This is a genomic window from Dysgonomonas mossii, from assembly GCF_004569505.1.
GTDB lineage: Bacteria > Bacteroidota > Bacteroidia > Bacteroidales > Dysgonomonadaceae > Dysgonomonas.
This window is the reverse complement of sequence record NZ_SPPK01000002.1, coordinates 484020-510066: the sequence shown is the minus strand read 5'-3', so window position 1 is coordinate 510066 and position 26047 is coordinate 484020. Positions and strand designations below refer to the sequence as shown.

27 protein-coding genes are annotated in these 26047 nt (G+C 38.1%); 5 read left to right on the top strand and 22 right to left on the bottom strand.

The window, feature by feature from the left end:
* Positions 1 to 4: 4 nt before the first annotated feature.
* Genes nuoL through E4T88_RS07470 form a run of 12 tightly spaced genes read right to left on the bottom strand, consistent with a single transcriptional unit; the run spans position 5 to position 10002 of the window.
* Entirely contained in the window at positions 5 to 1879 is a 1875-nt protein-coding gene (gene nuoL, locus E4T88_RS07525) for an NADH-quinone oxidoreductase subunit L (protein WP_135104845.1), read from the bottom strand.
* Positions 1880 to 1885: 6 nt separating this feature from the next.
* Positions 1886 to 2209 carry an NADH-quinone oxidoreductase subunit NuoK gene (gene nuoK / locus E4T88_RS07520; RefSeq protein WP_135104844.1) on the bottom strand — a complete coding sequence of 108 codons (324 nt, stop codon included), beginning with the start codon at positions 2207 to 2209 and terminating at the stop codon, positions 1886 to 1888.
* 3 nt (positions 2210 to 2212) lie between these two features.
* Complete coding sequence (locus E4T88_RS07515) at positions 2213 to 2716, bottom strand: NADH-quinone oxidoreductase subunit J family protein (protein WP_135104843.1); 504 nt, start codon at positions 2714 to 2716, stop codon at positions 2213 to 2215.
* 25 nt (positions 2717 to 2741) lie between these two features.
* Complete coding sequence (locus E4T88_RS07510) at positions 2742 to 3275, bottom strand: NuoI/complex I 23 kDa subunit family protein (RefSeq protein ID WP_006843257.1); 534 nt, start codon at positions 3273 to 3275, stop codon at positions 2742 to 2744.
* A 16-nt stretch (positions 3276 to 3291) separates the two neighbouring features.
* Positions 3292 to 4335 (bottom strand): NADH-quinone oxidoreductase subunit NuoH, encoded by a 1044-nt coding sequence (gene nuoH / locus E4T88_RS07505; RefSeq protein ID WP_135104842.1) that lies wholly within the window; start codon positions 4333 to 4335, stop codon positions 3292 to 3294.
* 8 nt (positions 4336 to 4343) lie between these two features.
* Positions 4344 to 5387, bottom strand: a complete 1044-nt coding sequence (locus E4T88_RS07500; RefSeq protein ID WP_135104841.1) for an NADH-quinone oxidoreductase subunit G — start codon at positions 5385 to 5387, stop codon at positions 4344 to 4346.
* Positions 5388 to 5393: 6 nt separating this feature from the next.
* Positions 5394 to 6749: an NADH-quinone oxidoreductase subunit NuoF gene (gene nuoF, locus E4T88_RS07495; protein ID WP_135104840.1), complete on the bottom strand. Its 1356-nt coding sequence runs from the start codon at positions 6747 to 6749 to the stop codon at positions 5394 to 5396.
* Between the two features lie 5 nt (positions 6750 to 6754).
* On the bottom strand, positions 6755 to 7279 hold the full coding sequence (locus E4T88_RS07490) for an NADH-quinone oxidoreductase subunit NuoE family protein (RefSeq protein WP_135104839.1): 525 nt from the start codon (positions 7277 to 7279) through the stop codon (positions 6755 to 6757).
* Between the two features lie 8 nt (positions 7280 to 7287).
* On the bottom strand, positions 7288 to 8523 hold the full coding sequence (gene nuoD / locus E4T88_RS07485; protein ID WP_135104838.1) for an NADH dehydrogenase (quinone) subunit D: 1236 nt from the start codon (positions 8521 to 8523) through the stop codon (positions 7288 to 7290).
* A gap of 12 nt (positions 8524 to 8535) precedes the next feature.
* Positions 8536 to 9069, bottom strand: a complete 534-nt coding sequence (locus E4T88_RS07480; RefSeq protein WP_006843263.1) for an NADH-quinone oxidoreductase subunit C — start codon at positions 9067 to 9069, stop codon at positions 8536 to 8538.
* Positions 9069 to 9620: an NADH-quinone oxidoreductase subunit B gene (locus E4T88_RS07475; protein ID WP_006843264.1), complete on the bottom strand. Its 552-nt coding sequence runs from the start codon at positions 9618 to 9620 to the stop codon at positions 9069 to 9071. The genes E4T88_RS07480 and E4T88_RS07475 overlap by 1 nt, the downstream gene beginning before the upstream one ends.
* A 13-nt stretch (positions 9621 to 9633) precedes the next feature.
* The gene (locus E4T88_RS07470; protein WP_135104837.1) at positions 9634 to 10002 is read right to left on the bottom strand and encodes an NADH-quinone oxidoreductase subunit A; all 369 of its coding nucleotides are present in this window, start codon (positions 10000 to 10002) and stop codon (positions 9634 to 9636) included.
* Between the two features lie 486 nt (positions 10003 to 10488).
* Between E4T88_RS07470 and E4T88_RS07465 the strand changes: the two genes are divergently transcribed.
* Both E4T88_RS07465 and E4T88_RS07460 read left to right on the top strand, forming a co-directional pair.
* Positions 10489 to 12477 carry a DUF3858 domain-containing protein gene (locus E4T88_RS07465; protein WP_228093805.1) on the top strand — a complete coding sequence of 663 codons (1989 nt, stop codon included), beginning with the start codon at positions 10489 to 10491 and terminating at the stop codon, positions 12475 to 12477.
* Between the two features lie 15 nt (positions 12478 to 12492).
* A complete protein-coding gene (locus E4T88_RS07460) occupies positions 12493 to 14385 on the top strand; it encodes a DUF3858 domain-containing protein (RefSeq protein WP_135104835.1) in 1893 nt (630 codons plus the stop codon).
* 282 nt (positions 14386 to 14667) lie between these two features.
* Here E4T88_RS07460 and E4T88_RS07455 read toward each other — a convergent pair whose 3' ends face one another.
* The 9 genes from E4T88_RS07455 to pyrH form a co-directional block, all read right to left on the bottom strand.
* Positions 14668 to 15813 carry an OmpA family protein gene (locus E4T88_RS07455; protein WP_135104834.1) on the bottom strand — a complete coding sequence of 382 codons (1146 nt, stop codon included), beginning with the start codon at positions 15811 to 15813 and terminating at the stop codon, positions 14668 to 14670.
* Between the two features lie 36 nt (positions 15814 to 15849).
* Positions 15850 to 16950, bottom strand: coding sequence for a GDP-L-fucose synthase family protein (locus E4T88_RS07450; protein ID WP_185146737.1), 1101 nt, complete (start codon positions 16948 to 16950; stop codon positions 15850 to 15852).
* A gap of 19 nt (positions 16951 to 16969) precedes the next feature.
* The gene (gene gmd, locus E4T88_RS07445; RefSeq protein ID WP_135104832.1) at positions 16970 to 18121 is read right to left on the bottom strand and encodes a GDP-mannose 4,6-dehydratase; all 1152 of its coding nucleotides are present in this window, start codon (positions 18119 to 18121) and stop codon (positions 16970 to 16972) included.
* 345 nt (positions 18122 to 18466) lie between these two features.
* A complete protein-coding gene (cls, locus tag E4T88_RS07440) occupies positions 18467 to 19903 on the bottom strand; it encodes a cardiolipin synthase (protein WP_135104831.1) in 1437 nt (478 codons plus the stop codon).
* A gap of 161 nt (positions 19904 to 20064) precedes the next feature.
* Complete coding sequence (locus E4T88_RS07435) at positions 20065 to 20433, bottom strand: ribosomal maturation YjgA family protein (protein WP_135104830.1); 369 nt, start codon at positions 20431 to 20433, stop codon at positions 20065 to 20067.
* A 2-nt stretch (positions 20434 to 20435) separates the two neighbouring features.
* Complete coding sequence (rsgA, locus tag E4T88_RS07430) at positions 20436 to 21362, bottom strand: ribosome small subunit-dependent GTPase A (RefSeq protein WP_135104829.1); 927 nt, start codon at positions 21360 to 21362, stop codon at positions 20436 to 20438.
* A gap of 89 nt (positions 21363 to 21451) precedes the next feature.
* Positions 21452 to 22015, bottom strand: a complete 564-nt coding sequence (gene frr, locus E4T88_RS07425) for a ribosome recycling factor (RefSeq protein ID WP_135104828.1) — start codon at positions 22013 to 22015, stop codon at positions 21452 to 21454.
* A gap of 47 nt (positions 22016 to 22062) precedes the next feature.
* Positions 22063 to 22404: a hypothetical protein gene (locus tag E4T88_RS07420; RefSeq protein WP_006843275.1), complete on the bottom strand. Its 342-nt coding sequence runs from the start codon at positions 22402 to 22404 to the stop codon at positions 22063 to 22065.
* Positions 22391 to 23101 (bottom strand): UMP kinase, encoded by a 711-nt coding sequence (gene pyrH / locus E4T88_RS07415; protein WP_135104827.1) that lies wholly within the window; start codon positions 23099 to 23101, stop codon positions 22391 to 22393. The genes E4T88_RS07420 and pyrH overlap by 14 nt, the downstream gene beginning before the upstream one ends.
* A gap of 139 nt (positions 23102 to 23240) precedes the next feature.
* On the opposite strand from pyrH, the gene E4T88_RS07410 reads away from it, so the two are divergent.
* The 3 genes from E4T88_RS07410 (at position 23241) to E4T88_RS07400 (ending at position 25544) form a co-directional block, all read left to right on the top strand.
* Positions 23241 to 23945, top strand: coding sequence for a hypothetical protein (locus E4T88_RS07410; protein ID WP_135104826.1), 705 nt, complete (start codon positions 23241 to 23243; stop codon positions 23943 to 23945).
* A gap of 193 nt (positions 23946 to 24138) precedes the next feature.
* Positions 24139 to 24954, top strand: coding sequence for a peptidylprolyl isomerase (locus E4T88_RS07405; RefSeq protein WP_228093803.1), 816 nt, complete (start codon positions 24139 to 24141; stop codon positions 24952 to 24954).
* A 29-nt stretch (positions 24955 to 24983) separates the two neighbouring features.
* Positions 24984 to 25544: an NUDIX hydrolase gene (locus E4T88_RS07400; protein ID WP_135104825.1), complete on the top strand. Its 561-nt coding sequence runs from the start codon at positions 24984 to 24986 to the stop codon at positions 25542 to 25544.
* Here E4T88_RS07400 and E4T88_RS07395 read toward each other — a convergent pair.
* Positions 25541 to 26044, bottom strand: coding sequence for a pyridoxamine 5'-phosphate oxidase family protein (locus tag E4T88_RS07395; protein ID WP_135104824.1), 504 nt, complete (start codon positions 26042 to 26044; stop codon positions 25541 to 25543). The two genes, E4T88_RS07400 and E4T88_RS07395, sit on opposite strands and share 4 nt — an antisense overlap.
* Positions 26045 to 26047 lie beyond the last annotated feature (3 nt).

Genomic DNA, 26047 nt, shown 5'->3' with positions numbered 1-26047 from the left:
ATTTTTATACAAGAAATAAACAGATGATTAATGCACTGAATCCCAACACAAAGAAAAACAGATAAAAACCGAGACTTCCATTCTGTAGTCTTCGCGCCGGAACTGTCAATAACTCGACCAAGCCTCCGAAGCTTTTCAGTATATTTTTTAATGCTCTCTCTACTATACTTTCAAAGAAGCCGGCTAAAGCATAAAGAGGTTTTACAAATAATGCATCGTATATTTCATCAATGTAGAATTTGTTATAAGATACTTTAGCAACTCCCGAAATCTCATCATCCTCAGCAGGGACTTCAGATTTCTTTATATATTTAAAGTATGCCAATGCAATACCAACTATAGCGATGATAGTAGAAATTACCATTGTCAACACCATCTGGTCTACAGGAGCATGCTCGCCTGTAATACCCGGTAATATTGGCTCTAAGTAAGCGTTCAACCAGCTAAGCCCTCCGAAAGGAATACTGATAAGCCCTCCGAAAAATGCTAAGAAAGCCAGTACGATAAGCGGCAGAGTCATACTGCTTGGCGATTCGTGCAAATGATGTTTCTGTTCTTCTGTACCTCTAAACTCTTTGAAGAATGTAAGATATAGCAAACGGAACATATAGAATGCAGTAAGCAAAGATGCCAGTGCTGCTAGAATCCATAAGAAGATATTATGCTCGAAAGCTGTCAGCATGATTTCATCTTTGGAGAAGAAACCTGCCAAAGGAGGAATACCTGCAATTGATAACGTAGAGATCAAGAACGTATAATACGTCGTCTTCATCTTATTCTTAAGACCTCCCATCTTGCGCATATCCTGTTCACCTCCCATAGCATGGATAACTGAACCCGAGCCAAGGAATAAACAAGCCTTAAAGAATGCATGTGTAATCACATGAAATACTGCTACGTGATAAGCACCGAGCCCAAGAGCCAAGAACATCAGCCCGAGCTGCGATACGGTAGAGTATGCAAGTACTTTCTTTATATCATTTTGTGTAAGAGCTATCGTTGCAGCAAATAATGCAGTTACAGCACCTACAATAGCAATCACAGTCTGAATATCGGGAGTCAAGTCGAATATAAAATTCAATCGAGTCACCATAAATATACCCGCTGTAACCATCGTTGCAGCATGTATCAGTGCCGATACAGGAGTAGGACCTGCCATCGCATCTGGCAACCAAGTATATAAAGGTATCTGTGCACTTTTACCTGTAGCCCCTATAAACAATGCCAATGTGGCAACGCCTAACAGTGGGTCGGGACTGGTAACAAGATCTTTTAGCGAAACATAGTCCACCGTTTTGAACATATAACCCAATGTAAAAATACCGATAAGGAAACCTAAGTCTCCGATACGGTTCATCACAAAGGCTTTCTTTGCCGCATCGTTGTTTTTATGATTTCTCGACCAAAAGCCGATAAGCAGATAAGAACACAAACCTACACCTTCCCAACCGATAAACATAACGAGAAGATTGCTTCCCGAAACAAGTATCGTCATAAAGAAGATAAATAAATTCAGATATGAGAAATAACGGTCTATATTTTCATCATCGTGCATATACCCCATCGAATAGATGTGTATCAGCGTACCGATACCTGTCACAAACAACAACCATACTAGAGACAGTTGGTCGAGCGTGAAAGACAGATCAGTTGTAAACTCCCCTAATGCAATCCACTGAAACAGGTTGACATTAAAAACCTCACCTGTAGAAAGATTTTGGATGAAAAGGTATAGAGATATTACAAAACTGATAATTACAGCTGTGGTAGCAATAATTCCGGGTAATGTGCGCCCCGTTAATTTTTTACCAACCAGCAAATTGATTGAGAAACCGATAAACGGACTAAGCAAGAGTATTAATACTAATATTGTTTCCATCCAAATTTATCCTTTTAAGTTTTTCAATTCATCAATATCTATCGTGCCTATGTTTCTGTAGATGGCAACCAAAATAGCCAATCCGACAGCCACCTCTGCCGCAGCTACGGCCAATGAGAATATCACAAACACTTGTCCGCTGGGATCCTGATGATACACAGAAAAAACAGCCAACAACATATTGGCTGAAGCCAGCATCAATTCTACCGACATTAACATCACAATCGTACTCCTACGATACAATATTCCAATTGCACCTACACAAAACAATAGTATGCAGAGGTAGATGTAATTGTCAATTCCTACTTGTTCTAATATATTATTCAGCATAGCTTAAGCTTTTTTCTCTTTTTTAGAAATAAGTACTGCCCCGATCATAGCCGTTATAAGCAATATAGCAGCAAATTCAAATGGCACTAAATACTCGTCAAGCAGCACCTGACCAATAATACTTACCGACTGATAGTCTAACCCCTCGGTTTTGTATGTTTCTATCACAGGCGTAGCCTTCAAGAGCGCAGCCAACAGGACAATTCCCATCAAGCAGCTCGATATTGTAGCCGCCACACGACTGATCACTTTTTTCTTTGGCTCGTGGCTTTCACTCAGGTTCATAAGCATCAGAGTAAATAGCAATAACACCATGATAGCTCCGGCATAAACCACAATATTTATAACCGATAGAAACAAAGCATTCAACAGCAAAAAGTGCCCCGATATGGAGAAAAAACAGATAATCATATACACTGCACTATGGATAGGATTCTTAGACAATACCGTCAGAAGTCCCGTACCGAGTGTTATGGTTGCCAGAATATAAAAAATTATTGTAATCATATCATTATTTATCTCGTATATCTATTTAATCATATTTGCGTGCTTTGGCATCCTCTACCGAAATCACGAGTTTATCTTTTCCATAGATAAAGTCTTCACGTTCTAATTTCGGCTTCACCAGAAGCTTAGACTTGGTTAAGAAAATAGCTTCTTTCGGACAAGCCTCTTCGCATATTCCGCAAAATATACAGCGTAGCATATTTATTTCATATTCCGAAGCATATTTTTCTTCACGGTACAGATGTTCTTCTCCTTTTTTACGCTCAGCAGCCACCATCGTGATTGCTTCTGCCGGACAAGACAAGGCACACAACCCGCATGCCGTACAGCGTTCACGCCCCTGATCGTCACGCATCAATACATGCTGTCCACGATATACAGGGCTAAATTCGCGTTGTTGCTCAGGATACTGAACAGTCGCCTTCTTCTTGAAAAAGTGCTTAATTGTAATTATAAGCCCTTTTATCACAGCAGGAAAGTATATCTTTTCTGCGAAGGTCATGTTTTTATCAACAACCTCCGTTTTTCTTCCTGATAATGATATTTTTTCTATTGACATCGCTAATTTCTTATTTTCATTTAAAAATCAGGACAAAAATTCCTACCAAGATGATATTTACTATTGCCAACGGAAACAGCATTTTCCATCCCAGTTTCATCAGTTGGTCGTATCTGAATCTCGGTATTGTCCAGCGCACCCACATATAGAAGAAAATAAAGAATGAGGTTTTAGCTAGAAGTGATAGTACACCCAGACCACTAGCCATATTTATACCCCAGTTTTCTGTTACCCAATCTATTCCGGGATAATTGTATCCTCCAAAGAAAAGAACAGAGATAAATGCAGATGAGAAAAACATGCTCGCATATTCGGAGAACATATAGAATCCCATTCCCAACGAAGAATATTCGACATGGTGTCCGTTAACCAGCTCCGACTCACATTCTGCAAGGTCGAACGGTGTACGGTTACATTCTGCAAACGAACAAACAAGGAAAATAATAAAGGTCAATGGCTGATAAATCACATTCCATTGCATACCATGCCAGCCACTTTGCTGTTGAGTGATATCTACCAGACTCAAAGAACCTGTCATCATAATCAGCGCAATAAGAGAAAGCCCCATTGCTATTTCATACGAAATCATCTGTGCTCCGGCACGGATACTTCCCATCAGGGAATATTTATTATTTGATGCCCATCCTCCGATTACAACACCATATACGCTTGTAGATAATACAGCTACAATATATAGAATAGCTACATTTACATCTCCGATGTAAGGTTTAACCTCTCCATAGCCTGCTATAACAAATTTCTCTGCCCATGGGATCAACGCCCCCCCAAGCAAAGAGACTGTCATGGCAACAGCCGGACCTACAACAAAGAGAATCTTATTCGGCGTATTTGGCATGAGGTCTTCTTTGGCAAACAACTTTGCTCCATCGCAAAGAGGCTGTAGCAAACCAAAGATACCTGCACGGTTCGGGCCGAGACGATCTTGTAAAAAACCGGCTACCTTACGTTCTGCATAAGTAGAATACAACGCAAAAAGCATTGTGACAGCAAACACAAGAACGATAAGGATCAACTTTTCTAAAATAAGTGCAATCTCCATTATTTTATTTATTCTTTTGTTTTCTTTATAGCTTCCAACTCCTCTGCATCATAAGGAGAACCAGGCATGCTTATTTTCTTCTGATCTTCTTTACGACCTTCCAATACAAGTTCGTCTGTATTTATCTTTACTTTATGTATCGGCTCTGTATAGTTGTTTACATTGATTACAGATGGCTTCTCAAATTTGCGAGGGCCTTCTATAGTCCAGTCTTCAACATTCTTATGTTCGAAACGACACTCGTTACAGATAAATTCTTCAACTTCGTGCCATTCGTCTTTGCGGGCTGTCACACGTTGAACTTTGTCGCCAAACATCCATAGTGTTACTTTACCCGAACATTTTGTACAATGACGGTGTGCGTTGAACGGTTTGTTGAACCAAACACGAGACTTGAATCGGAATGTTTTATCGGTAAGAGCTCCTACAGGACAAACATCGATCACATTGCCCGAAAAATCGTTATCGATCGCACGTTCTATATATGTAGAAATCTGAGCATGATCGCCCCTTCCCACTACTCCATGAACACGTTCAGGAGTTAATTGATCAGCCAGTTTTACACAACGGTAGCAAAGAATACAACGATTCATGTGCAACTGTATATATGGGCCTATATTTTCGGGTTCGAATGTTCTCTTTTCTTCTATATAACGCGACTTGAAGTTATTATTACCATAAGCAAGGTTCTGCAAATCGCACTCTCCCGCCTGATCGCATACCGGACAGTCGAGAGGATGGTTGATCAACAAAAATTCGGTTACAGCCTTTCGTGCCTCCAGAGCTCTTTCGGATGTAGCGCTTTTCACTTCCATACCGTCCTGAACAGCTGTTACACATGACGGCTGAAGCTTTGGCATAGGACGAGGGTCTCTTTCACTGCCTTTGTTTATCTCCACCAAGCAACAACGACATTTGCCACCGCAGTCTTCCAGCTTAGAGTAATAGCACATTGTAGGAGGAACACTGGCTCCGCCTATCATACGTGCCGCCTGCAACACTGTGGTTCCAGGTTCGACGTCTAAAACATGTCCATCTATTGTAATTTTCATATTGCTTTACTTCAAAAGGTGACGAACTTTTTCCATAGGCTCGTCTACAAAATGATCTCTATTTTTTATCTTTTCAGGGAAGCGTACATGGTATTCGAACTCTTCACGGAAATGGCGTATTGCTGCTGCAACCGGCCATGATGCCGCATCTCCAAGAGGACAAATCGTATTACCTTCAATCTTACTTTGTATGCTCCATAGAAGGTCGATATCTTCTTCTCTACCTTGTCCTGTTTCGATGCGATGAAGGATTTTATCCATCCATCCTGTACCTTCACGACATGGAGAACATTGTCCACAACTTTCGTGATGGAAGAAACGAGAAAAATTCCATGTATTACGAACGATACATGCTGTATCATTGTACACGATGAAACCACCCGATCCGAGAGAAGAGCCGGTAACGAAACCACCGTCAGCCAATGATTCATAACTGATCAAACGATCTTCACCATTTGCTGTTTTAAATATATATTGAGGAGGTAGGATCGGAACCGAACACCCACCGGGTATTACAGCCTTTAGCGGACGATCGTCTAGCATACCACCGCAATATTCGTCTGAATTGAAAAATTCATCGACAGTCAAACCTAATTCTATTTCATATACACCCGGATTCTTAATATGACCCGAAGCCGACATCAGCTTGGTTCCTGTAGATTTACCTACACCAATTTTAGCGTATTCAGCACCGCCATTATTTATAATCCACGAAACAGTAGAAATAGACTCCACATTGTTCACCACTGTAGGCTCACCCCACAACCCGCTAACAGCAGGAAATGGCGGTTTGATACGCGGATTACCACGCTTACCTTCAAGTGATTCTATCAAGGCTGTTTCTTCTCCACAAATATATGCCCCTGCTCCGCAATGTACATACAAGTCGAGATTATAGCCTGTACCCAATATATTTTTGCCCAGCCAACCATTGGCATAAGCTTCCTTAATTGCTTTTTCCAATATCTTGAATATCCACATATATTCGCCGCGGATATAGATATATGATAAATTAGCCTCTAATGCATAACTGGAAACAATAGCACCTTCGATTAGCAAATGTGGAATATGATGCATCAAGAAGCGGTCTTTGAATGTACCGGGTTCCGATTCATCGGCATTTACAACCAAGTGGCGAGGCTTACCGGACTTCTTATCAATAAAGCTCCACTTCAAGCCCATCGGGAAACCTGCACCTCCACGACCTCTTACCCCTGAGGTTTTCACCTCTTCTACAACCTCATCGGGGGTCATAGTTTTCAGTGCTTTCTCCACAGACGCATACCCGCCATTCTTGCGATAAACTTCGTATTCCGCTATTCCCGGAATATCTAATTTCTCTAATAATACTTTTCTAGCCATCGCAATTAATATAGGTTTACTTTTCCTTGTTTACAATCTTCGATCAGTGTATCAATCTTTTCTTTGTTAAGATTTTCATGATAGTTGTCTCCCAACTGAAGCATAGGACCGTAGCCACATGCTCCAAGGCACTCTACCCCTACTACACTGAACATACCGTCAGATGTTATTTCGCCGGGTTTAACACCCAGTTTCTGACAGGTATATTCCATTAAGTTTTCACCACCACGCAAGCCACAGCAAGCAGTACGGCAAAACTCAAACATATATTTAGCTACCGGTTTCTGATTGAACATCGAATAAAATGTTACTACTTCATAAACTTCGATAGGTGTAATCTCCAATATCTCGGCTACTTTATCCATCAGTTCGAGGCTCAGCCAATTGTCATGAGCATCCTGTACGGCATGAAGCACGGGTAGTAAAGCAGATTTCTTTTTATCGGCAGGGTAATGGCTCAACAATTCATTGATACGGGCCATCAGGCTCTCCGACATATTTATTACTTGTGTATATTCTTTAGTTTCCATTGACATGATTATGCATCTAATTCTCCGGCAATAACATTAATACTTGAAAGCGTGGCAACAGCATCCGAAAACATCCCGCCTTTTATCATTTCAGGGAACGCCTGATAATAGATAAAGCATGGTCTGCGGAAGTGCACCCTGAAAGGAGCTCGTGAGCCATCGGTAATAAGATAAATACCCAATTCTCCATTAGCACCTTCTACGGCATGATATACTTCAGCTATAGGAACAGGAACTTCACCCATCACGATCTTGAAGTGTTGGATAAGCTGCTCCATCTGTGTATACACTTCTTCTTTTGGAGGAAGGTAATAGTCAGGTACATCTGCATGGAAGCTTCCATCAGGCATATTATCGCGAGCCTGACGAATTATGCTCAAGCTTTCTTTTATCTCTGCTGCACGCACACACCAACGATCGTATGTATCGCCGGATGAACCTACAGGTACTTTAAAATCAAAATCTTGGTATGAACTATATGGATTCGCTACACGCACGTCGTAATCGACACCGGCAGCACGCAGGTTAGGCCCTGTAAACCCATAGTCTATAGCCTTTTCGGCTGATATAGCACCTACACCAACGATACGATCCATAAAGATACGGTTGCGGATAAATAGTCTCTCCAACTGATCCCATGCTTTAGGGAAGCCTTCGATAAACTCATCTAACTTACGCCATGCGGCTTCGCTCCAGTCTCTTTCGAATCCGCCGATACGCCCCATGTTTGTAGTCAGACGTGCACCGCAGATTTCTTCATAGATCTCGTATGCCAACTCTCTGTATTGCATTACATACAAGAAAGGAGTATACGCACCAAGGTCGACCCCCAAGATAGAGTTACATATCAGGTGATCGGTAATACGTGCCAGCTCCATAACGATAACACGCATATATTGCGCACGTTTAGGAACTTCTACGCCAAGTGACTTTTCTACAGTCATCCACCATGCCATATTATTCAGAGGGGCAGAACAATAGTTAAGACGATCAGTCAGGGTTGTAATCTGATAGAAAGTGCGGTGTTCTGCAATCTTCTCAAATGCACGGTGAATATAACCGATAGTGGTATCCGCATCGAGAATGCGCTCACCATCCATCAGCAATATATTTTGAAACACACCATGGGTAGAAGGGTGAGTTGGCCCGAAGTTAAGAACGGACAACTCTTTATCATCCCCAAAGGCTTGTTCTTTTATCATTTTCGCAAAGCGATGTTCCGGATTTATTAGTTGATCTGACATTTCCCTACTTTGCTATTTAGTTTGTTCATAATTATTGGGAGTTCTACCAAAGAAGCGGTCATCCTTATCCGTACGCCCTGCATCCTCGAGAGGATGATCTTTACGCATCGGAAACGATACCATTCCCTCATCATTAAGTATACGCTTAAGATTAGGATGTCCTTTGAAAATTACCCCGTAAAAATCATAAGTCTCGCGTTCCATCCAATTGGCTGCGGCAAAAACATCCACTACAGATTCAACATACGGTCTGTCTCCATCAAGAAACGTTTTCACACGAACACGCACATTGTCGATCCAGTTGTGGAGCAAATAAACAACAGCAAACTGAGCCTTCTTGTCATTATCAGGATAATGCACCCCACATAAGTCTGTCAAGAAGTTGAAACGCAGGGTTTCATCATCTTTCATAAAACGGATTACTTCTTTGATTACCGCCGGAGCAGCTTCGAAAGTAAAAATATCCCGTTCCATTCTGAAATTCATCACTTCCGTTCCGAATTTCTCGCTCATCTTATTTTCAATAACTGTAGTATCGAGAGCCATTATTCAAATTTATATGATTCAAGAAGCTCCTGATATCTTTCCGAGCCTCTACGAAGAATAGATTCATGTTTTACTAACTCCTGCAATTGCATTACACCATCCAATATCTGTTCAGGACGTGGAGGGCATCCGGGAACATATACATCTACCGGAATCACCTTATCAATACCTTGCAAAACCGAATATGTATCGAAGATACCTCCCGAAGAAGCACATGCACCGACTGCAATCACCCATTTAGGTTCTGCCATTTGTTCATATACATGGCGAAGGATAGGAGCCATCTTTTTAGAAATAGTCCCCATTACCATTAACATATCTGCCTGACGTGGCGAAAAGCTGTTACGCTCTGCCCCAAAACGTCCCATATCGTACGTAGCAGCCATTGTAGCCATAAACTCAATCCCGCAACAGGATGTAGCAAATGGTAAAGGCCATAGGGAATTGGCACGAGCCAAACCTATGACGTAGTCAAATTTTGTAGCAAAAAACCCATGCCCCCTATATCCATCCGGAGCAGGTACTACATTTATATTAGAAGAATTGCTCATACTTGTTTAATTTTTATCTCTCCCAATCCAAAGCCTTACGTTTGGCTTCGTACAAGAAACCTACCACAATAATCCCGATAAAGATTCCCATCTTGCCAAATCCTTCCCAACTAAGCTCTTTAAAGTTTACAGCCCATGGGTACATAAAAACGATCTCGATGTCGAAAAGAACAAACAAGATCGCAACAAGGAAATATTTAACAGGGAACGGAGAACGAGCATCGCCTATAGGATCGAGACCACACTCAAAATTTGCATTTTTCCGTGCACTCCTACGACTTGGACCTAACATCTTAGAAATAAATACCGTAGCAAATACAAATATCGCAGAAAACGCGATTTGCATCAGAATAGGTATAAAATCATATATACTTGAATTCATATCCTTAATTTTAACACACTTTGTTTTTACAGATTACAAAGATACTCTATTTATTTCTCAAAAAAGAACAAAATGACTCATATATTTTATCAATAAGTCAATAAACAAATGGCATCAGAAGCCAAAATGCAGCATTTTGTCAAGTGCAGTTTACAATATTGTCTTTATAGAAAAACATTATTATTGTGAAAAGAATAACATCAATTTAAGAAATAAATTTTTAACATTTAAGACTATTTTAGATCTATTTTATATGTAAGTTTTCATTTGCGAAAATGATTTATTCAAAGCAACAACTCCCATTGCGCTATATACAGAGAGATTACTTCGATGAGTGCTGCGCAAAAATAGATATAGAGACAATATCAGACAGTTTTCCATAAACAAAAAAAATGTTATAAGACATAGCCATTTTTTAACATAATTAATATTTTATTTCATACATTTACATAATTTATGATCTATCAACATCTCAATAACCAAACAATGAAGACAACTTACTTATTAGCTATAATGCTATGTTTTATTTTTCTGTTTCATGTTCAGGAAAGTCATTCTCAGTCTAAGTATGGCAATGCAACTATGGATGAGCTGAATATGACCGTATACCCGGAGGACACAACAGCCTCGGCAGTTATCCTACTCAAAAAAGGGGACTTAAGGTTTATCTTTAGCGAACTGTATGGATTTCAGTTTGAATACGCCATACAAGTTAAAATAAAAATCTTGAAGACAGATGGTCTTGATTGGTGTAACCAAGAAATCTCATACTATGAAACCAATAGATCAACGAAAGAGCAAATCAATGGCTTATCGGGCACAACATATAATCTTGAAGATGGAAAAATCACAAAAACAAAACTTGCGAAGGAATTCATTACCGACGAGGACATTGACAACACATTGAAAGTAAAGAAATTTTCTATGCCTGCAGCAAAGGTGGGATCTGTGATTGAGTATAAATATACAATCGTATCCGACTACTATTATAACTTAAGAGACTTTCGATTCCAAGAGTCTATCCCTATTGCTTATGTGAACTTTGAGGCTAAAATACCGGAATACTTCCGATACAATATTAACTATCAGGGATATGCCAACTTAAAGTCTAGCAAAGAGCCGGACAATGAATCTTTCCATATAAGATATAAAGACGACTACGGACGTTTACAAGCAACGACTGTAAGATGTAATGCAGAAACATTGAAAAGCGAAGGCTTCAATATTCCGGCAATGAAGAAAGAAGCATATCTGTGGACTATAAATGATTATATAACACAAGTATCCTTTGAGCTAAAAAGCATACAGATGCCCTACAGCATGACCGAAAATAAATCTAGTTCATGGGAGTCTATAGATAAAGATATCCTTTCTAGTCCTCTTGGAAGCAACATGAAAAAAGCTGATCTGTTTAAAGAAGAAATAGCCAAAGGAGAGACGACCTTTAAACGGGCAAAAGAAATACAGGATATGGTTAAATACCGGGTGAAATGGAATGACAAGAGAGCTATCGTTCCGGGTAACCTAAAAGATGCTCTTAAAGAAGGAATAGGCAGCAGTGCTGATGTAAACTACTTACTCATAAATGCTCTAAAAGCAGGGGGATTCGACGCATTCCCTGTTATACTCAGTACCAGAACAAACGGAAGATTGCCAATATCCCATCCTAGTATAACTGCATTTAATTATGTAATTACAGCGTTGAAGATAGATTCACTTATGTATTATACCGATGCGTCTGCTAAGTATGGAGACTGGAACTTACTACCTGAAAAGTGTATGGTACCTCAGGCACGTATAATGAGTGAGAGTGGCGGTAGATGGGTTAATCTTAGCAACGTTTCGAATGGCTCGGTATTAAAAACAGCAAAATTCACATTCAATGATTCCAAATATATAGGAACCATAATAGATACCCGAAAAGGTAATGCCGCCTATGATATGAAAGTATCCTATTATAATCACAAAAACAAGGAAGACTTCATTGAATCATTAGCAAAGAGGACAAATTGTAAGATCGACAGTTTTTCTGTTTCGGCTATCGATGATACTTCAGCTCCTATAAAGATGGAATATACACAGGTTGCAGACGCCAGTTTAGGGGATGATTTCTTATATATCAATCCGATGATGGAAAAACACATTTCCGAAAATCCTTTTCAAAGAGAGAAAAGAGAATATCCTGTAGAATTCGATTATTTGACAAATTACCTCCAAGTTGTAGATATAGAAATACCTGAAGGGTATGTAGTAGACGAGTTGCCTCAGGCTGCAAAATTAGTATTAAATGATAATGATATCGTTTTGACATATCGTCTGGCTCAGACCGGAAATGCAATTAAGCTACACTATCAATTCCAATTAAAGAAATTAACGTTCTTGCCAGAAGAGTACGAGTCACTAAAAGACTTTTATGCCAAAATTGTAGCTAAAAACAGTGAGCAGATCGTTCTGAAAAAGGCCTCTGCTATTTAAAATGCTTATCTTAATATGAATATCAGATATATATTTGCATGTGTTCTCTTATTTGTTCTATCCCAAACGCAAGCCTATGGGCAATTTGTTATACAAAAGGTTGATAGTTTGCGAGAGAACGCATGCGCCATCGTAGATAATTATTCTGCAGTATTTAGTCAAACTGATTTGAATAATGCAACACTGTCAGTGAGTAAGGTTATAACTATCCTAAATGAGCAGGGAGAGGAATATGGCTACTTCAACGAAACGTATGATAAATTCAGGGAGTTGAAAGATTTCTCGGGCGTAATAAAAAATATGTCGGGGACAGTAGTCAAGAAGATAGGGAAAAAAGACTTAATATCTTCCTCCTTATCTGAACATTTGAGTACCGACGACTACTCTATGTTCTATGAATATAAGAACCCTACATACCCTTACACTATAGAGTATTCCTATCAGGAAAGATGGAAAAACGGTATTTTATACTACCCTCCTTTCATACCTATCAATGGAAGTCTGTTATCGCTAAAACAAGCTAGCTATAAGATTGAACTCCCAACAGGAATGAATCTTCGCTATTATTCTAATTATTCTTGCAATATTAAAGATGAAACTGTCGGTAATAAGCATATATATTCGCTATCACTCGAAAACATGAAAGCTATCGACAGGGAACCTTATGCTCCTCCATTTCGCGAAATTATTCCAAAAGTATTATTAATACCAAATGATTTCTGCTATGATTCAACCTGTGGCAATTTGTCTAACTGGGAAAATCACGGCAAATGGATATCAAGTTTGTTAACAGGGAAAGATATTCTTCCTGCCGATTTTGTGATTAAAATCAAAGATCTCACAAAAGATGCAAAAAACGATAGAGAAAAGGTGGCCATTCTTTATCAATATCTACAGAATAACACAAGATATGTCAGCATACAATTGGGCATAGGAGGCTATCAGCCTATCGATGCAACATCTGTAAGTAAAAGTGGATTTGGCGACTGTAAGGGCTTAACCAATTTAATGATGGCCATGCTAAAAGCCGTTGATATACCTTCCAATTACAGCATAGTAAGTATGAGAGAGAAGGATATACTACCTGATTTCCCTAACTTTAATCAGTTTGACCATGTTATTCTGCTGGTCCCTTTCAAGAACGACAGTATCTGGCTGGAATGTACAAGCCAAAAGCTTCCTTTTGGATATATACATGATAAAATTGCAGGCCATAATAGTCTTATTATAACGAATGAAGGAGGCAAAATGTGCCGTTTACCCGAATATAAAGACGATCAAAACTATCAGGTATCAAAGCTAGATATAGATATATCCGAAAACGGAATGGCAAAAGGCAAAATGCAGTTTACTGAACATTTACATTTGTACGACAAGTTTTTTTATTGGATGACATCTAAAGACAGAGAAAAAGAGATGAACTACATCAATACGAATGTGAATATGCCAAAAGTAAAGATTTCACAAATCGAAGTCTCTGAAGACAGGTCGTCGCTACCATCATGTACATTGTCTGCAAATTTCGAAGCTGAAGACTTTGTGAATAAAACCGGAATGCGATTATTTGCATCTGTATGCCCTTTGAGAAAAGGTAATTATAATATATTTACATCTTCTACACGGAAACAGGATATCGTAATAGAAAATGGATATTCTGACTCTGATTCTATCACATTCAATATCCCTGAAACATACGCTATTGAATCATTACCTAAAGATATTTCAATAGAAACTCCGTTTGGGAAGTTAAAGACACAATGCAAGGTGGAAGATCGTAAAATTATATATATACAGAATATAGATATTTTTACAGGAAAGTATGACAAATCGAGCTACAACGAAATCAAATCTTTTTTCTCTGAAATAAATTCAGCAATAAAGAGAAAAGTCGTATTAAAGAAGATCTGATAAAATAAGAATAAGTTAATTCTAAAAAATAAAGCCGGAAGTTATTAGATAGCTTCCGGCTTTATCTTTTAATAACACATTTTAGCACACCGATTCTGTTTAACAAATGCTCTATACTTGCCTAGGGTAGAGAATATATGGCAATATCAAATCAGCCAACATATCTTAGGGATATCATTATCTAAAATCGTCCTTTTATCGTGTATTGCATCAATACGAAACAAAAAAAAGAGTGGAGATATACTCCACTCTTTCCTATTCTTATATTTTCATTAGCCGAAATTATTCAGCAAAGAAGATAGCAACACGGTTCCATGCATTTTCTGCATATGGTTGTTCTGTGTCACCTTTCCATTCAACTTTAACGCGGTTGCTGTTGATGTTGTATTTGTTGATCAACGCATTAGCAACATTCTTAGCACGTTTTTCAGAAAGTTTCATGTTGATAGAAGCTGTACCAGTTTTCTTATCAGCATAACCTACAATCTTAACATTTTTGCTAGGATTATCTTGTAGATATTTAGCTGTGTTGTAGATGCTAACTTCTTGGTTTTTGTCAATAACTGCACTACCAAGACGGAAGAATACTACGTTAGAAACAAAGTTTTTAACCTCAGCTGGTTTAACTTCTGGACATTTTGGACAATCTGGACATTTTGGAGCTTCAACTTTTCTGTTTTTCAAAGCTTCATTTTCTTGACGCAGTTTGTTGATTTGACCGTTTAGATCATCAAGAAGACCTTGATCCATCAACAAAGCTTCAGAGAAGTCATTTCTTTTACCAATTTTGAAGTTAAATCCTACGAATGCAGATAGCATGCCATCCCATTCCCAGTCTCCACCACCCATACGGTCGAAAGACTCTTGAACCATATTTCCAGCTATTTCTACGAATAGAGAAGCTCTGTTAGACAGACGGAAATTGTTGATAATACCGGCATTCCATGTAGCAGAGTTGTTCTTGATAGATTTCCAATCTTCGTCAAATCCATGAACAAATCCTATACCAACATAAGGTATAAAGCTGTAGAAGCGATTTTCGTTATAATGTCCCAAATAGTTAGAAACATTGAACAATAGGTCAACGTTAGCACCTAAATAATGAGGGTGATTCATAACTGTTGCTCCTTGATTAAATGTGTGGTAACCACCACCATTAAATTTCAAACGTGCTCCGAAATAAGGATTATACCATTTACCTACGAAAACAGTTGGAGCTAGGTTAAGGCGGTTAGTGAATTTAGCATCATTTGCGTTATCATTAAGATACATTGTTGCTCCACCACCAATTCCTACAAACCAGTTATCCCAAAAACCGTTACGCGCAAAAGTTGCATTGCGACCAACTTTAGTACTAAATCCGCTATCTTGAGCAGAAATAGCCATAGCCGCAAAAACTAAAACTAAAAGTAAACTTACTTTTTTCATAATCAATCTTTTAAATTATAATTAAACACTCTTTTTTTAATTTAATATATTATACTCAGTATACCAAGCATACATCAACTTCAAGCCATCTTCTATTTCAACTTGATGTTGCCAGCCCAAAGAATTAAGTTTTGATACATCTGATAATTTTCTCATCGTTCCATCTGGCTTATCTGTATTAAACCACAAACTTCCGGAGAATTCGACTATTTCTTTTACAAGGTTTGCAACATCTTTTATAGATATTTCAATACCGGTTCCAATATTAATGTGTGTGTTCTTTATCTCCCTTCCATGTATAACATCAACTAAGTCAAAAAAGTTTACAGACTCCATCACAAAAACAGTGGCATCTCCCATTTCCTGACTCCACAGGAATTCTCTCATCGGTTTTCCTGACCCCCAAAGTTCGACCTGAACAACATCTCCAACTTTTCTTATACCATACTTAGCTAGTATTTCTAGTATTTCTGTTTTAGATGAAGTTCCGGATACTCCCTCTATCGGCCTAACATTCAAGTCCTGCTCTATAATATCCCAAGCATTATTTTCTAAGCATTTCCCCAAATGTACTTTTCTTAGAATTGCTGGCAATACATGAGATGTTTCAAGATTAAAATTATCATTCAAACCATATAGGTTTGTTGGCATTACCGCTATAAAATTCGTTCCATACTGTATATTATAGCTCTCACACATCTTTAAACCGGCGATTTTAGCTATTGCATACGGTTCATTTGTGTATTCCAAAGGGCCTGTCAACAGTGTATCTTCCGTCATTGGCTGAGGTGCTTCTTTGGGATAAATACAAGAACTACCTAAAAACACTAATTTTTTAACATTATTCAGATATGATTGATGAATTACATTGTTCTGGATCATCAAATTTTCATAAATGAATTGCCCCCGATATGTATTATTGGCAATAATGCCTCCTACTTTAGCCGCCGCTAAAAAAACATATTCAGGCTTTTCCTTTGTAAAAAATTCGGATACAGCTTTTTGATCTGTAAGATCTAATTCTTGATGCGTTCTTAAGACAAAATTTGTGTATCCTTTGCTTACAAGACTTTTAAGAATTGCAGAACCAACCAAGCCTCTATGGCCGGCTACATATATTTTAGCATTCTTTTCTATCATCTATATTTTCTTACTTTTATTCAAAGTAATTCAAAATTCTATATCCTCCATTTTTGAGGTACTCTTCTTTCTTCATCAGCTCAACATCATGAACAACCATATCCTGACATAAAGCTTTAAGATCGTATGTAGGCTCCCAGCCTAATTTAGTCCTGGCCTTTGTATTGTCACCAATAAGAATATCAACTTCTGTCGGACGAAAATAAGCAGGATCGACACCTACAACAGATTGTCCTATTCTCTTAATGAAGCCTTCTAAATATTCGGCTCCAACTATTTTAGAGAATTTATTCTCATCAACACCTACAATATAGCCTTCTTCCTTTTCATCTTCACCTCTAAACTCAACATCTACTCCGACCTCTAAAAATGACATTTTGATAAAGTCACGAATAGTAGTTGTGACGCCTGTAGAGATTACATAATCGTCAGCAGTATCTTGTTGAAGAATAAGATACATAGCCTTTATATAATCTTTGGCATGTCCCCAATCTCGTTTACTGGAAAGATTTCCCATATAAACTTTATCTTGAAGCCCTAAGACTATACGCGCAACTGCACGAGTCACCTTTCTTGTAACAAACGTTTCACCTCTTAATGGAGATTCATGATTAAACAAGATACCATTGCTGGCATGCATACCATAAGCCTCTCTATAATTAACCGTAATCCAATATGCATACATTTTAGCGACAGCATACGGACTTCTCGGATAAAATGGTGTTGTTTCTTTTTGAGGTATCTCTTGCACCAAACCATAAAGCTCGGATGTTGAAGCCTGATATATCCTTGTTTTATTTACCAAATTAAGAAGACGAACAGCCTCTAATATACGAAGAGTACCTATTCCGTCTGCATTTGCTGTATATTCAGGGATATCAAAACTAACCTTAACATGGCTCATTGCCGCAAGATTATATATTTCATCGGGCTTTACGTCGCCGATTAGTCGTGTCAGATTCATGCTATCTGTCATATCGCCATAATGAAGAATCATATTTCTATCTTCAAGATGAGGATCTTGATATAAATGGTCTATACGATCTGTGTTAAACATGGAAGATCTTCTTTTAAGTCCATGTACTGTATAGCCCTTTTTTATCAAGTATTCTGACAAATAAGCTCCATCTTGTCCTGTAACGCCTGTGATGAGTGCTACTTTACCCATATAGTTTACTTAATAAAAAATCTTTATTAAGATTTATGTTAATGATCAATTTTATACTTAACCTTTCCTAATTATTGCATCTTTTAACCAATACGAATAATCAGTTCAAGCAACAAAGATATATTTTTTTTAACTAAAACAAATAAAAAAGTCCTTAAATTAGAGATTATACATTGATTTTCTCTCATTTTTTGACGTATAAGTCTCTAATCCTGAAATTTGCAAAAAACATTTTTTTAACTATTTTATTTATCATACACTCCAATCCTTCCGATCGGCAGGTATTTCAACAATACTCTTGAGTATAATATAGTTATATAATTGTATCTTGTATCAACTTTACTATTATAATAATGGAGAGAACAAGCGCATGACAGACTCTTTAAATTTTTCAATCCGTGACCTTTGATCCCATTCTTCCACAAGCAACTGTGTTGAGCTCTCCATATCTTTCAAGAATATCTCTTGGGCTTTGCGGCAAGTCTCTTCGCTATATATAAAAGCATCAATTTCGAAATTATGTTCGAAACTACGCATATCCATATTGGCCGAACCTGTTATAGTAAGAGAGTTGTCTACCGTCATTAGCTTGGAGTGAAGAAATCCGGCTTCAAAAAAATAGACACTCACTTTGGCATCCAAAACTTCTTTCAGGAAAGACATGGACGCAATATGCACAAATGTAGTATCGGAATGGCGGGGCAACATCAAGCGCACATCCACACCACGCATCGCCGCCATTTGTATAACCTGCATTAATGAGTCGGTAGGAATAAAATAAGGGGTCTGTATATAAACACTTTCTTTAGCATTGGAAATGGCTTGCAGAACACCTAAGTGTATATCTTTAAATTGCCCTACGGGTCCACTTGTAACCAGCTGAATCATGTTATCTCCCTGACTATCAAGTATAGGATAATAAGTATCTGATGCTAGAAATTCTTTACGCGACGAATACCAGTCGATAAGAAATGATGTCTGTAATCCTGCCACAGCTTTTCCTTCTATCTTGACATGACTATCTCGCCAAATTCCACTTCCTACACCGTTGATATATCGATCTGCAACATTCATTCCACCAACAAAACCAACTTTACCATCAATAACTACAATTTTTCTGTGATTCCGATAATTCACTCTACTTGTCAAAAACTTGAATGCCACCTTCAAAAAAGGTTGAACTTCAACGCCTCCGGCTTGCATATCTTTAAAGAAGCTACGCTTTGCTTTCCAAGAGCCAACATCATCATAAATAAGACGCACTTCAACGCCATCCGCTGCTTTACGAAGCAATATTTCTCGGGTTTTACACCCTATCTCATCATCTAAGAAGATATAGTATTGGATATGTATATGCTTTTCCGCTTTCTCAAGCTCCTCAAACAAAGCCTCAAACTTTTCGGGTCCTGAAGAATAAAAAGTAACGCTACTACCGCCATATAAGGGTGTACCTTTCAATCGGTTCAATAAGTTTACTAACCCTTTATACTCTACAGGTGGATTCAGCGTTTCCAACAACTCTCGCCTACCAATAGACCGACGATTGAGTTTCTTATACATCTTATGGGATATCAGACGCTGCTTACGATTATCTTCGCCGAAGAAATAGTATATGATAAGACCTACCAAAGGAAGCAACAATAGAATAAGCACCCAAGAAATCGTTTTCAAGGGGTTCCTATTCTCCGAGATAATCACAACCATCGTACCCAAAGCCGTAACCACATAAAGTATCTGGAAAAGAAGGATAAGATGATCTGTTGCTTGCGCTGCTACATCCATACGCAAATAATATACATTTTTTTCAAAGTTATAACAAATTTAAACTCAAGCTCTTTTTTTATCAAATAATTCGAAAGACTTACCTCCACTATCTGATATTTTCTTGAAAAAGCTCTTGTATGAATGATTGTAAAGATGTCATTTGTGTTATTATCGAATATCTATTTTTCTTTTCTGTCGATAAGATAACAGATAATAGCTCCAACAGTATAGCATAAAATATCGCCCCAGGAAAATGATGTCCCTAAAACAATCCTCATTACTTTATAATCTTGAAGTCCCAGTACTTCTACCATCTTGAAGTATTGACCGACCTCTACCATATAGGCGAAAAAGAGCACACCCAAAGCTAAATACAAGGGCTTTATCCGGACAAATGACTTTACAAAATAATAGATCAATATAACAACTAAGATATCACCTCCATAAGGACGAATAAAAGCATCATCTAAAAATTTAGCGATAACGACTTCTACAAAAAAGAGAACAATAGATATCAAGAATGACGATCGATCAAACCTCCACCTCATATCTATTTCCTATATTTTTCTTCAATATCCTCTTGCATCATGCTCATGTATGACTTGTAGCGGCTCTCGCTTATATAGTGATTTTCTACAGCATCACGCACTGCACATCCGGGCTCATTTATATGAATGCAGTTATTGTAACGACAATCTTTAGACGCCTTAAAGATCTCGGGAAAGAAGTGAAATATTTCATTCTTCTCCATATCCACAGTACCAAAGCCTTTGATACCAGGAGTATCTATAATAAATCCTCCCTGTGGCAATTCTATCATTTCCGAAAAAGTGGTTGTATGCATTCCTTTGCCATGATAACCGGATATTGCACCCGTCTTTAGGTGAACATCAGGTACAAGCGCGTTGATAAGTGTAGACTTTCCGACGCCCGAGTGACCCGAAAACAAGGTAGTTTTGTCCTTTATTCTCTCTTGTAAAATTTCTAATCCTGTATTATGTAAAGCTGATATCTTGATGCTTGGGTAACCAATATAATCATAAAGACTAATCAAAGCATCCATATATTCTATCTCCTCTTCTGCGTATAGATCTGTCTTGTTGAAAATAAGATTCACCGGCACGCGATACGCTTCGGCTGCAGCCAGAAAGCGGTCAATAAAAACAGTAGAGGTTACCGGATGATTAACGGTTACAATCAAAAAACACAGATCGATATTAGCGGCCAAAATGTGCGATTGCTTCGATAAATTAGACGAACGGCGTATAATATAATTCTTACGGTCTTCGATCTCCGTTATCAGAGCAGTGCCTTCATTGTTTGGTACAATGGTTACTCTGTCTCCTACAGCAATGGGATTGGTGCTACGTATATCTTTAAGACGAAAGTTTCCTTTTACCTTACATTCAACGTCGCTGCCGTCATCGGTACGAACCAAATACCAACTACCCGTATTTTTTATTACAAGACCATTCATCAATCAATCCTTTAAAATGCAAATGTGCCAATGTGCCGATACTGTAAAGCGATCAGCATATTGGCATATTCTATTTTCGGTATATTTCGTTATACAGTTAAAATCTCTTTTTCTTTAAGAGCAAACAGATCGTCTATCTTTTTGATATACTTATCATGAAGCTTTTGCATTTCGTTCTCGCCATCTTTGGCTACGTCTTCCGCCAAGCCTTCCTTCACTGATTTTTTGATCGTATCAATTGCATCACGACGAGCGTTACGCACACTCACTTTAGCATCCTCGGCTTCCTGTTTCGCTTGTTTTACCAAGAGTTTACGACGCTCTTCTGTCAACGGAGGGATAGAAAGACGTATCACCTCGCCATTATTATCGGGTGTGATACCTACATCAGAGTTCAGGATGGCTTTTTCTACCTCTTTCAACATTTGTTTTTCCCATGGTTGGACGATGATAGTTCTAGCATCAGGTGTATTGATAGCCGCCACACCACTTAGCGGGGTTATTGATCCGTAATACTCAAGTTTTATACCATCAAGAATATGCGGATTGGCTTTTCCGGCACGAATACGAGATAACGTTTCGTCCAGAAACTCTACAGAGGCCGACATCTTAGCTTCCGCCTTTTGTTCGATTTGTTTTAGGTCTGCTGCCATAAATATATATTTTTTGTTTTCAATATTTTAAGATTAAATAAATCTACTTACACTCTACTCGGCAATTGGGTAAGACCAATAATAAGCTGTCCTATCCCTGCCAAAATAAGTAAAGAAGTAAGCAAGGTATGTGCAGTAATGGTAATAAACGCACCTACAGCACAAACCAAACAGCCCATAAAAATATTTCTTCGTGCTGTTTTCATATGTTCTTTATCTACCTGATGTATAATTTGGTCGAGTAAGATATAAGCATCTTCTTCGTTTAGCCCTCGTTCGATTAGAAAGATCTTAACCTTTTCGGGATTTTCTCTTTTTCTAATCAAATATACAGCCTGATTATACAACTGATCTTCAACGACTACTTTCTCTCTGTTATGCATGTACATATGTACCTATTTTTTCACCTTTAATTAGCTTCTCTAAATTGCCCGGAGTATCCATATCAAAAACAACGATAGGCAAATTATTCTCCTTACACATCACCGTCGCAGTCATATCCATAACTTTCAGTCCTCGCTTGTAAACCTCATCGTAAGAGATGGAATCAAACTTAACGGCAGTAGGGTCTTTTTCGGGATCGGCAGTATAAACTCCGTCTACACGTGTACCTTTTAGCATCACGTCGGCTTCTATTTCTATTCCCCTGAGTGAAGAACCGGTATCTGTCGTAAAAAACGGATTGCCTGTTCCGCAAGAAAGGATAACAACTTCACTATTTTCCATAGCCTCTATTGCTTTCCATTTGCTGTAGATTTCTCCTATAGGTTCCATCCTGATAGCTGTAAGTACTCTCGATTTCTGCCCTATTGCAGTAAGAGCCGAACTAAGAGCCAAACTGTTTATCACAGTGGCCAACATACCCATCTGGTCTCCTTTTACCCTGTCGAATCCTTCGGAAGCTCCGCTCAGACCTCGAAAAATATTTCCTCCTCCAATAACAATACTTATCTGTACACCCATATCGGCTACAGCCTTTATTTGCGTGGCATATTCATTCAGTCGGTTTACATCTATGCCATATTGCTGTTCTCCCATGAGGGATTCACCGCTCAGTTTTAGGAGGATTCTGTTATATTTTACCATTTCTGCTTTTATATTAGTGCAAATCTAGTATAATTTGTGAAATTATAAAAGTCAAACTTTACGAATTGATTTTTATTATAATTTAAAAGTACTGATATAACAGCATTTAGTTATTTTTACACATCTAAACAAATTTATTATGATCACTCAAAGCTGGCTCTTATTTGTCCTCGCACTATTACTTGGATTCATTACGCTCGTAATCATATTATGGACTATTATCAAATGGAAACATAGCAAGGATCGGAACATAGGCTGCGGACTAACATTTTTATTCTCTATGTTAACTATAATCTGTACTGTTATAGTAATAGTAAAAGTTGTGGAAACGATTAGGGTAATTGTTCCTAATAAAATTGAAGAAGGGGTTGATATATTCGCCAACAGTTTATCTTCAAGAAATACAGAAACTCCTTTTATGGAGAGCCTGAAATCTATGCAACCGACCGACAGTATAATACCGAATAGTTATTTCTCTTACGCGGGACTTCGCGATTATTTCCGTATGCCCCTGATATATCCGTATTCGATAACTGCTATTGATGTTCTCGAAAAAGGGACTTTACAAGACGAAAAAGGGATAAAGTGCATAGCTGCAGATCACAATGAAAACGAGCCTATTCTTCATGATATTACTTACTTCACCTTTGACAGAAATATTCTGTTAGCAAAAACGGAATCCTCTTCTTCGCTGAACTCTATCAGATTCTATATTTTTAATCTAAGCACAAGACAATTAGAGGAATTCAATACCGAAAAAGAGATGAAAATACAAGCTGCGAAATTTGGCTTTGATACAATAAAACCAATGATAACCATACAAGAATATTTTGATAATTTCTGAATGTAAGAAACTCTGTGATACTCTTTTTATTCTGTGGTAAAAATAAATACATAAGAGCGAATGTGGCAGTAGTTATTCATTATTTAGAGCCTTATTGTAAAAAGATTCTGAAATATGAATTCGAAGCTTCTATTATTTCAAAATAAGTGCTCAAAAAACATTATCTTTGTCTGACTTCATACAGAAAAATGATATGAGAAATATATGTATCGCCTGTCTAATCTTTTTATTCACCATGTGTAATAATAAACCAAAAGAACCCATAGTCGTTATACAAACAAGCTATGGCAATATAAAAGTTAAGCTCTATAATGAGACTCCGGGGCACAGAGATAATTTTCTGAAATTAGCAGAAGAAGGATTTTATAAGAACCTCACGTTTCACCGTGTTATCAATGATTTTATGATACAGGGTGGAGACCCTCAAACAAGGAATATTGCAGATTCTGCAGCTTTGAAAGAAGAAAAAACGCTGGGTGACACAATCCCTGCCGAAATAAAGTTTCCTCAGCTATACCACAAACGTGGAGTATTGGCGGCTGCACGATGGGGTGATGCCGAAAATCCAACAAAAGCCTCTGATGCATCTCAGTTTTATATTGTTACTGGTGAGTTATGCTTCGACGATAAATTATCAGAGATAGAAAAACAACGTTTCGAACGTTTTAAGCAAAAGATATATAAGGAAATACAATCGGCACACCTTGATGATCTGAAAGCATTACTAAAGAGCGGCGATAGTATATCTGCATCTGCAATGCGTGCTGATTGGCTGAAACAAGCGGATGAGCAAGCCAAAGCTCGAAAGGCTGAGGTATCATATACAGACGAGCAGCGGGAATACTACAAAACAAGGGGTGGCACTCCTTTTCTGGACAATGAATACACCGTTTTCGGCGAGGTAATAGAAGGAATGGACGTTGTGGATAAAATACAAAGAGTAAGAACCAACGAAAAAGACAAGCCTCTTAAAAATATCTTGATGAACGTAGTGGTTCTGGAGAAATAAAAATTCTAATAGGGTATTAACAGCAAAAAATGAGCGATACAGATAATAAAAAGTGGAAGGTATTAAATAGTGAATATCTTTCACAAGAGCCTTGGTTTACCGTACGCAAAGATCATGTAGAATTACCGAACGGAAACCAAATTCAAAATTATTATGTATACGAATATCCCGACTGGGTATGCACCATAGCAATAACCAAAAACAAACAGTTTGTGATGGTACGCCAATACAGGCACGGACTGCAATGCACCTCACCGGAGCTATGTGCAGGTGTATGCGAAGAGGAAGACCCTAGCGCAGAAATTTCCGCAAGAAGGGAACTCCTCGAAGAAACGGGCTACGGAAACGGAAAATGGGAGTTATTTATGACTACTTCAGCAAATCCCGGCACACACACCAACACGACTTACTGTTTTCTGGCTACCGATGTGGAAAAAATATCGGAACAGCATTTAGAAGATACCGAAGACATTTCTGTTCATCTGCTATCTATCGACGAATTGGTAGAGCTATTGAAAAAAGATGAGATCAGGCAATCTATGCACGCCGCCGCATTGTGGAAATATCTGGCAACGAATCATCTTATCTAAAATTCGAGCTGATCTTTGTAATTTCGTGAATTTGGATGAGGAACACCAAATACTTTTGAAGAAATAGAATCGATCTCTACTTTCCAAATTTTTACGTTATTTACAGCAGGCTTAGAATAAGTGAATGCCCTTGTTGTGTATTTCTTCATCATTATGTCCAAAGCCTTCACTTTATTATCGTAATCTTCTTCAAATACGACCTTACCCCTGCAAATAACACTACTTCCTTTCATACGATAACTACATGCTACCTCTTCATTCTGATAAGTTAATGACGACTCACCACAGAAAGTAATACATACATTCGGGTTTATATGAAGAGATTCGATACTCTTGCCCTCCTGTGCCGAATGTAGGTAAATAACATCATCTTGATAACCGAAATTCATAGGGATAACATACGGGAAACCGCCCTTATCTATCATGCCGACATAGCATATGGTGTTTTTCGAAATTATCTCTTCTATCAAATGACGTTCTTCAATATTAATCGTTATCATAAG

Excerpts from the sequence above, each read along its gene's own strand:
- nuoD (WP_135104838.1), bottom strand. The coding sequence starts at position 8,523 with ATGTCAGATCAACTAATAAATCCGGAACATCGCTTTGCGAAAATGATA.
- gmd (WP_135104832.1), bottom strand. The coding sequence starts at position 18,121 with ATGGGTAAAGTAGCACTCATCACAGGCGTTACAGGACAAGATGGAGCT.
- nuoL (WP_135104845.1), bottom strand. The coding sequence starts at position 1,879 with ATGGAAACAATATTAGTATTAATACTCTTGCTTAGTCCGTTTATCGGT.
- E4T88_RS07500 (WP_135104841.1), bottom strand. The coding sequence starts at position 5,387 with ATGAAAATTACAATAGATGGACATGTTTTAGACGTCGAACCTGGAACC.
- frr (WP_135104828.1), bottom strand. The coding sequence starts at position 22,015 with ATGGCAGCAGACCTAAAACAAATCGAACAAAAGGCGGAAGCTAAGATG.
- rsgA (WP_135104829.1), bottom strand. The coding sequence starts at position 21,362 with ATGAATGGTCTTGTAATAAAAAATACGGGTAGTTGGTATTTGGTTCGT.
- E4T88_RS07460 (WP_135104835.1), top strand. The coding sequence starts at position 12,493 with ATGAATATCAGATATATATTTGCATGTGTTCTCTTATTTGTTCTATCC.
- nuoH (WP_135104842.1), bottom strand. The coding sequence starts at position 4,335 with ATGGAGATTGCACTTATTTTAGAAAAGTTGATCCTTATCGTTCTTGTG.
- E4T88_RS07490 (WP_135104839.1), bottom strand. The coding sequence starts at position 7,279 with ATGGAAACTAAAGAATATACACAAGTAATAAATATGTCGGAGAGCCTG.
- E4T88_RS07510 (WP_006843257.1), bottom strand. The coding sequence starts at position 3,275 with ATGTCAATAGAAAAAATATCATTATCAGGAAGAAAAACGGAGGTTGTT.
- pyrH (WP_135104827.1), bottom strand. The coding sequence starts at position 23,101 with ATGGTAAAATATAACAGAATCCTCCTAAAACTGAGCGGTGAATCCCTC.
- E4T88_RS07420 (WP_006843275.1), bottom strand. The coding sequence starts at position 22,404 with ATGTACATGCATAACAGAGAGAAAGTAGTCGTTGAAGATCAGTTGTAT.
- E4T88_RS07465 (WP_228093805.1), top strand. The coding sequence starts at position 10,489 with ATGAAGACAACTTACTTATTAGCTATAATGCTATGTTTTATTTTTCTG.
- E4T88_RS07470 (WP_135104837.1), bottom strand. The coding sequence starts at position 10,002 with ATGAATTCAAGTATATATGATTTTATACCTATTCTGATGCAAATCGCG.
- E4T88_RS07400 (WP_135104825.1), top strand. The coding sequence starts at position 24,984 with ATGAGCGATACAGATAATAAAAAGTGGAAGGTATTAAATAGTGAATAT.
- E4T88_RS07405 (WP_228093803.1), top strand. The coding sequence starts at position 24,139 with ATGAGAAATATATGTATCGCCTGTCTAATCTTTTTATTCACCATGTGT.
- E4T88_RS07410 (WP_135104826.1), top strand. The coding sequence starts at position 23,241 with ATGATCACTCAAAGCTGGCTCTTATTTGTCCTCGCACTATTACTTGGA.
- E4T88_RS07515 (WP_135104843.1), bottom strand. The coding sequence starts at position 2,716 with ATGATTACAATAATTTTTTATATTCTGGCAACCATAACACTCGGTACG.
- E4T88_RS07455 (WP_135104834.1), bottom strand. The coding sequence starts at position 15,813 with ATGAAAAAAGTAAGTTTACTTTTAGTTTTAGTTTTTGCGGCTATGGCT.
- E4T88_RS07475 (WP_006843264.1), bottom strand. The coding sequence starts at position 9,620 with ATGAGCAATTCTTCTAATATAAATGTAGTACCTGCTCCGGATGGATAT.
- E4T88_RS07395 (WP_135104824.1), bottom strand. The coding sequence starts at position 26,044 with ATGATAACGATTAATATTGAAGAACGTCATTTGATAGAAGAGATAATT.
- nuoF (WP_135104840.1), bottom strand. The coding sequence starts at position 6,749 with ATGGCTAGAAAAGTATTATTAGAGAAATTAGATATTCCGGGAATAGCG.
- nuoK (WP_135104844.1), bottom strand. The coding sequence starts at position 2,209 with ATGCTGAATAATATATTAGAACAAGTAGGAATTGACAATTACATCTAC.
- E4T88_RS07480 (WP_006843263.1), bottom strand. The coding sequence starts at position 9,069 with ATGGCTCTCGATACTACAGTTATTGAAAATAAGATGAGCGAGAAATTC.
- cls (WP_135104831.1), bottom strand. The coding sequence starts at position 19,903 with ATGGATGTAGCAGCGCAAGCAACAGATCATCTTATCCTTCTTTTCCAG.
- E4T88_RS07435 (WP_135104830.1), bottom strand. The coding sequence starts at position 20,433 with ATGAGGTGGAGGTTTGATCGATCGTCATTCTTGATATCTATTGTTCTC.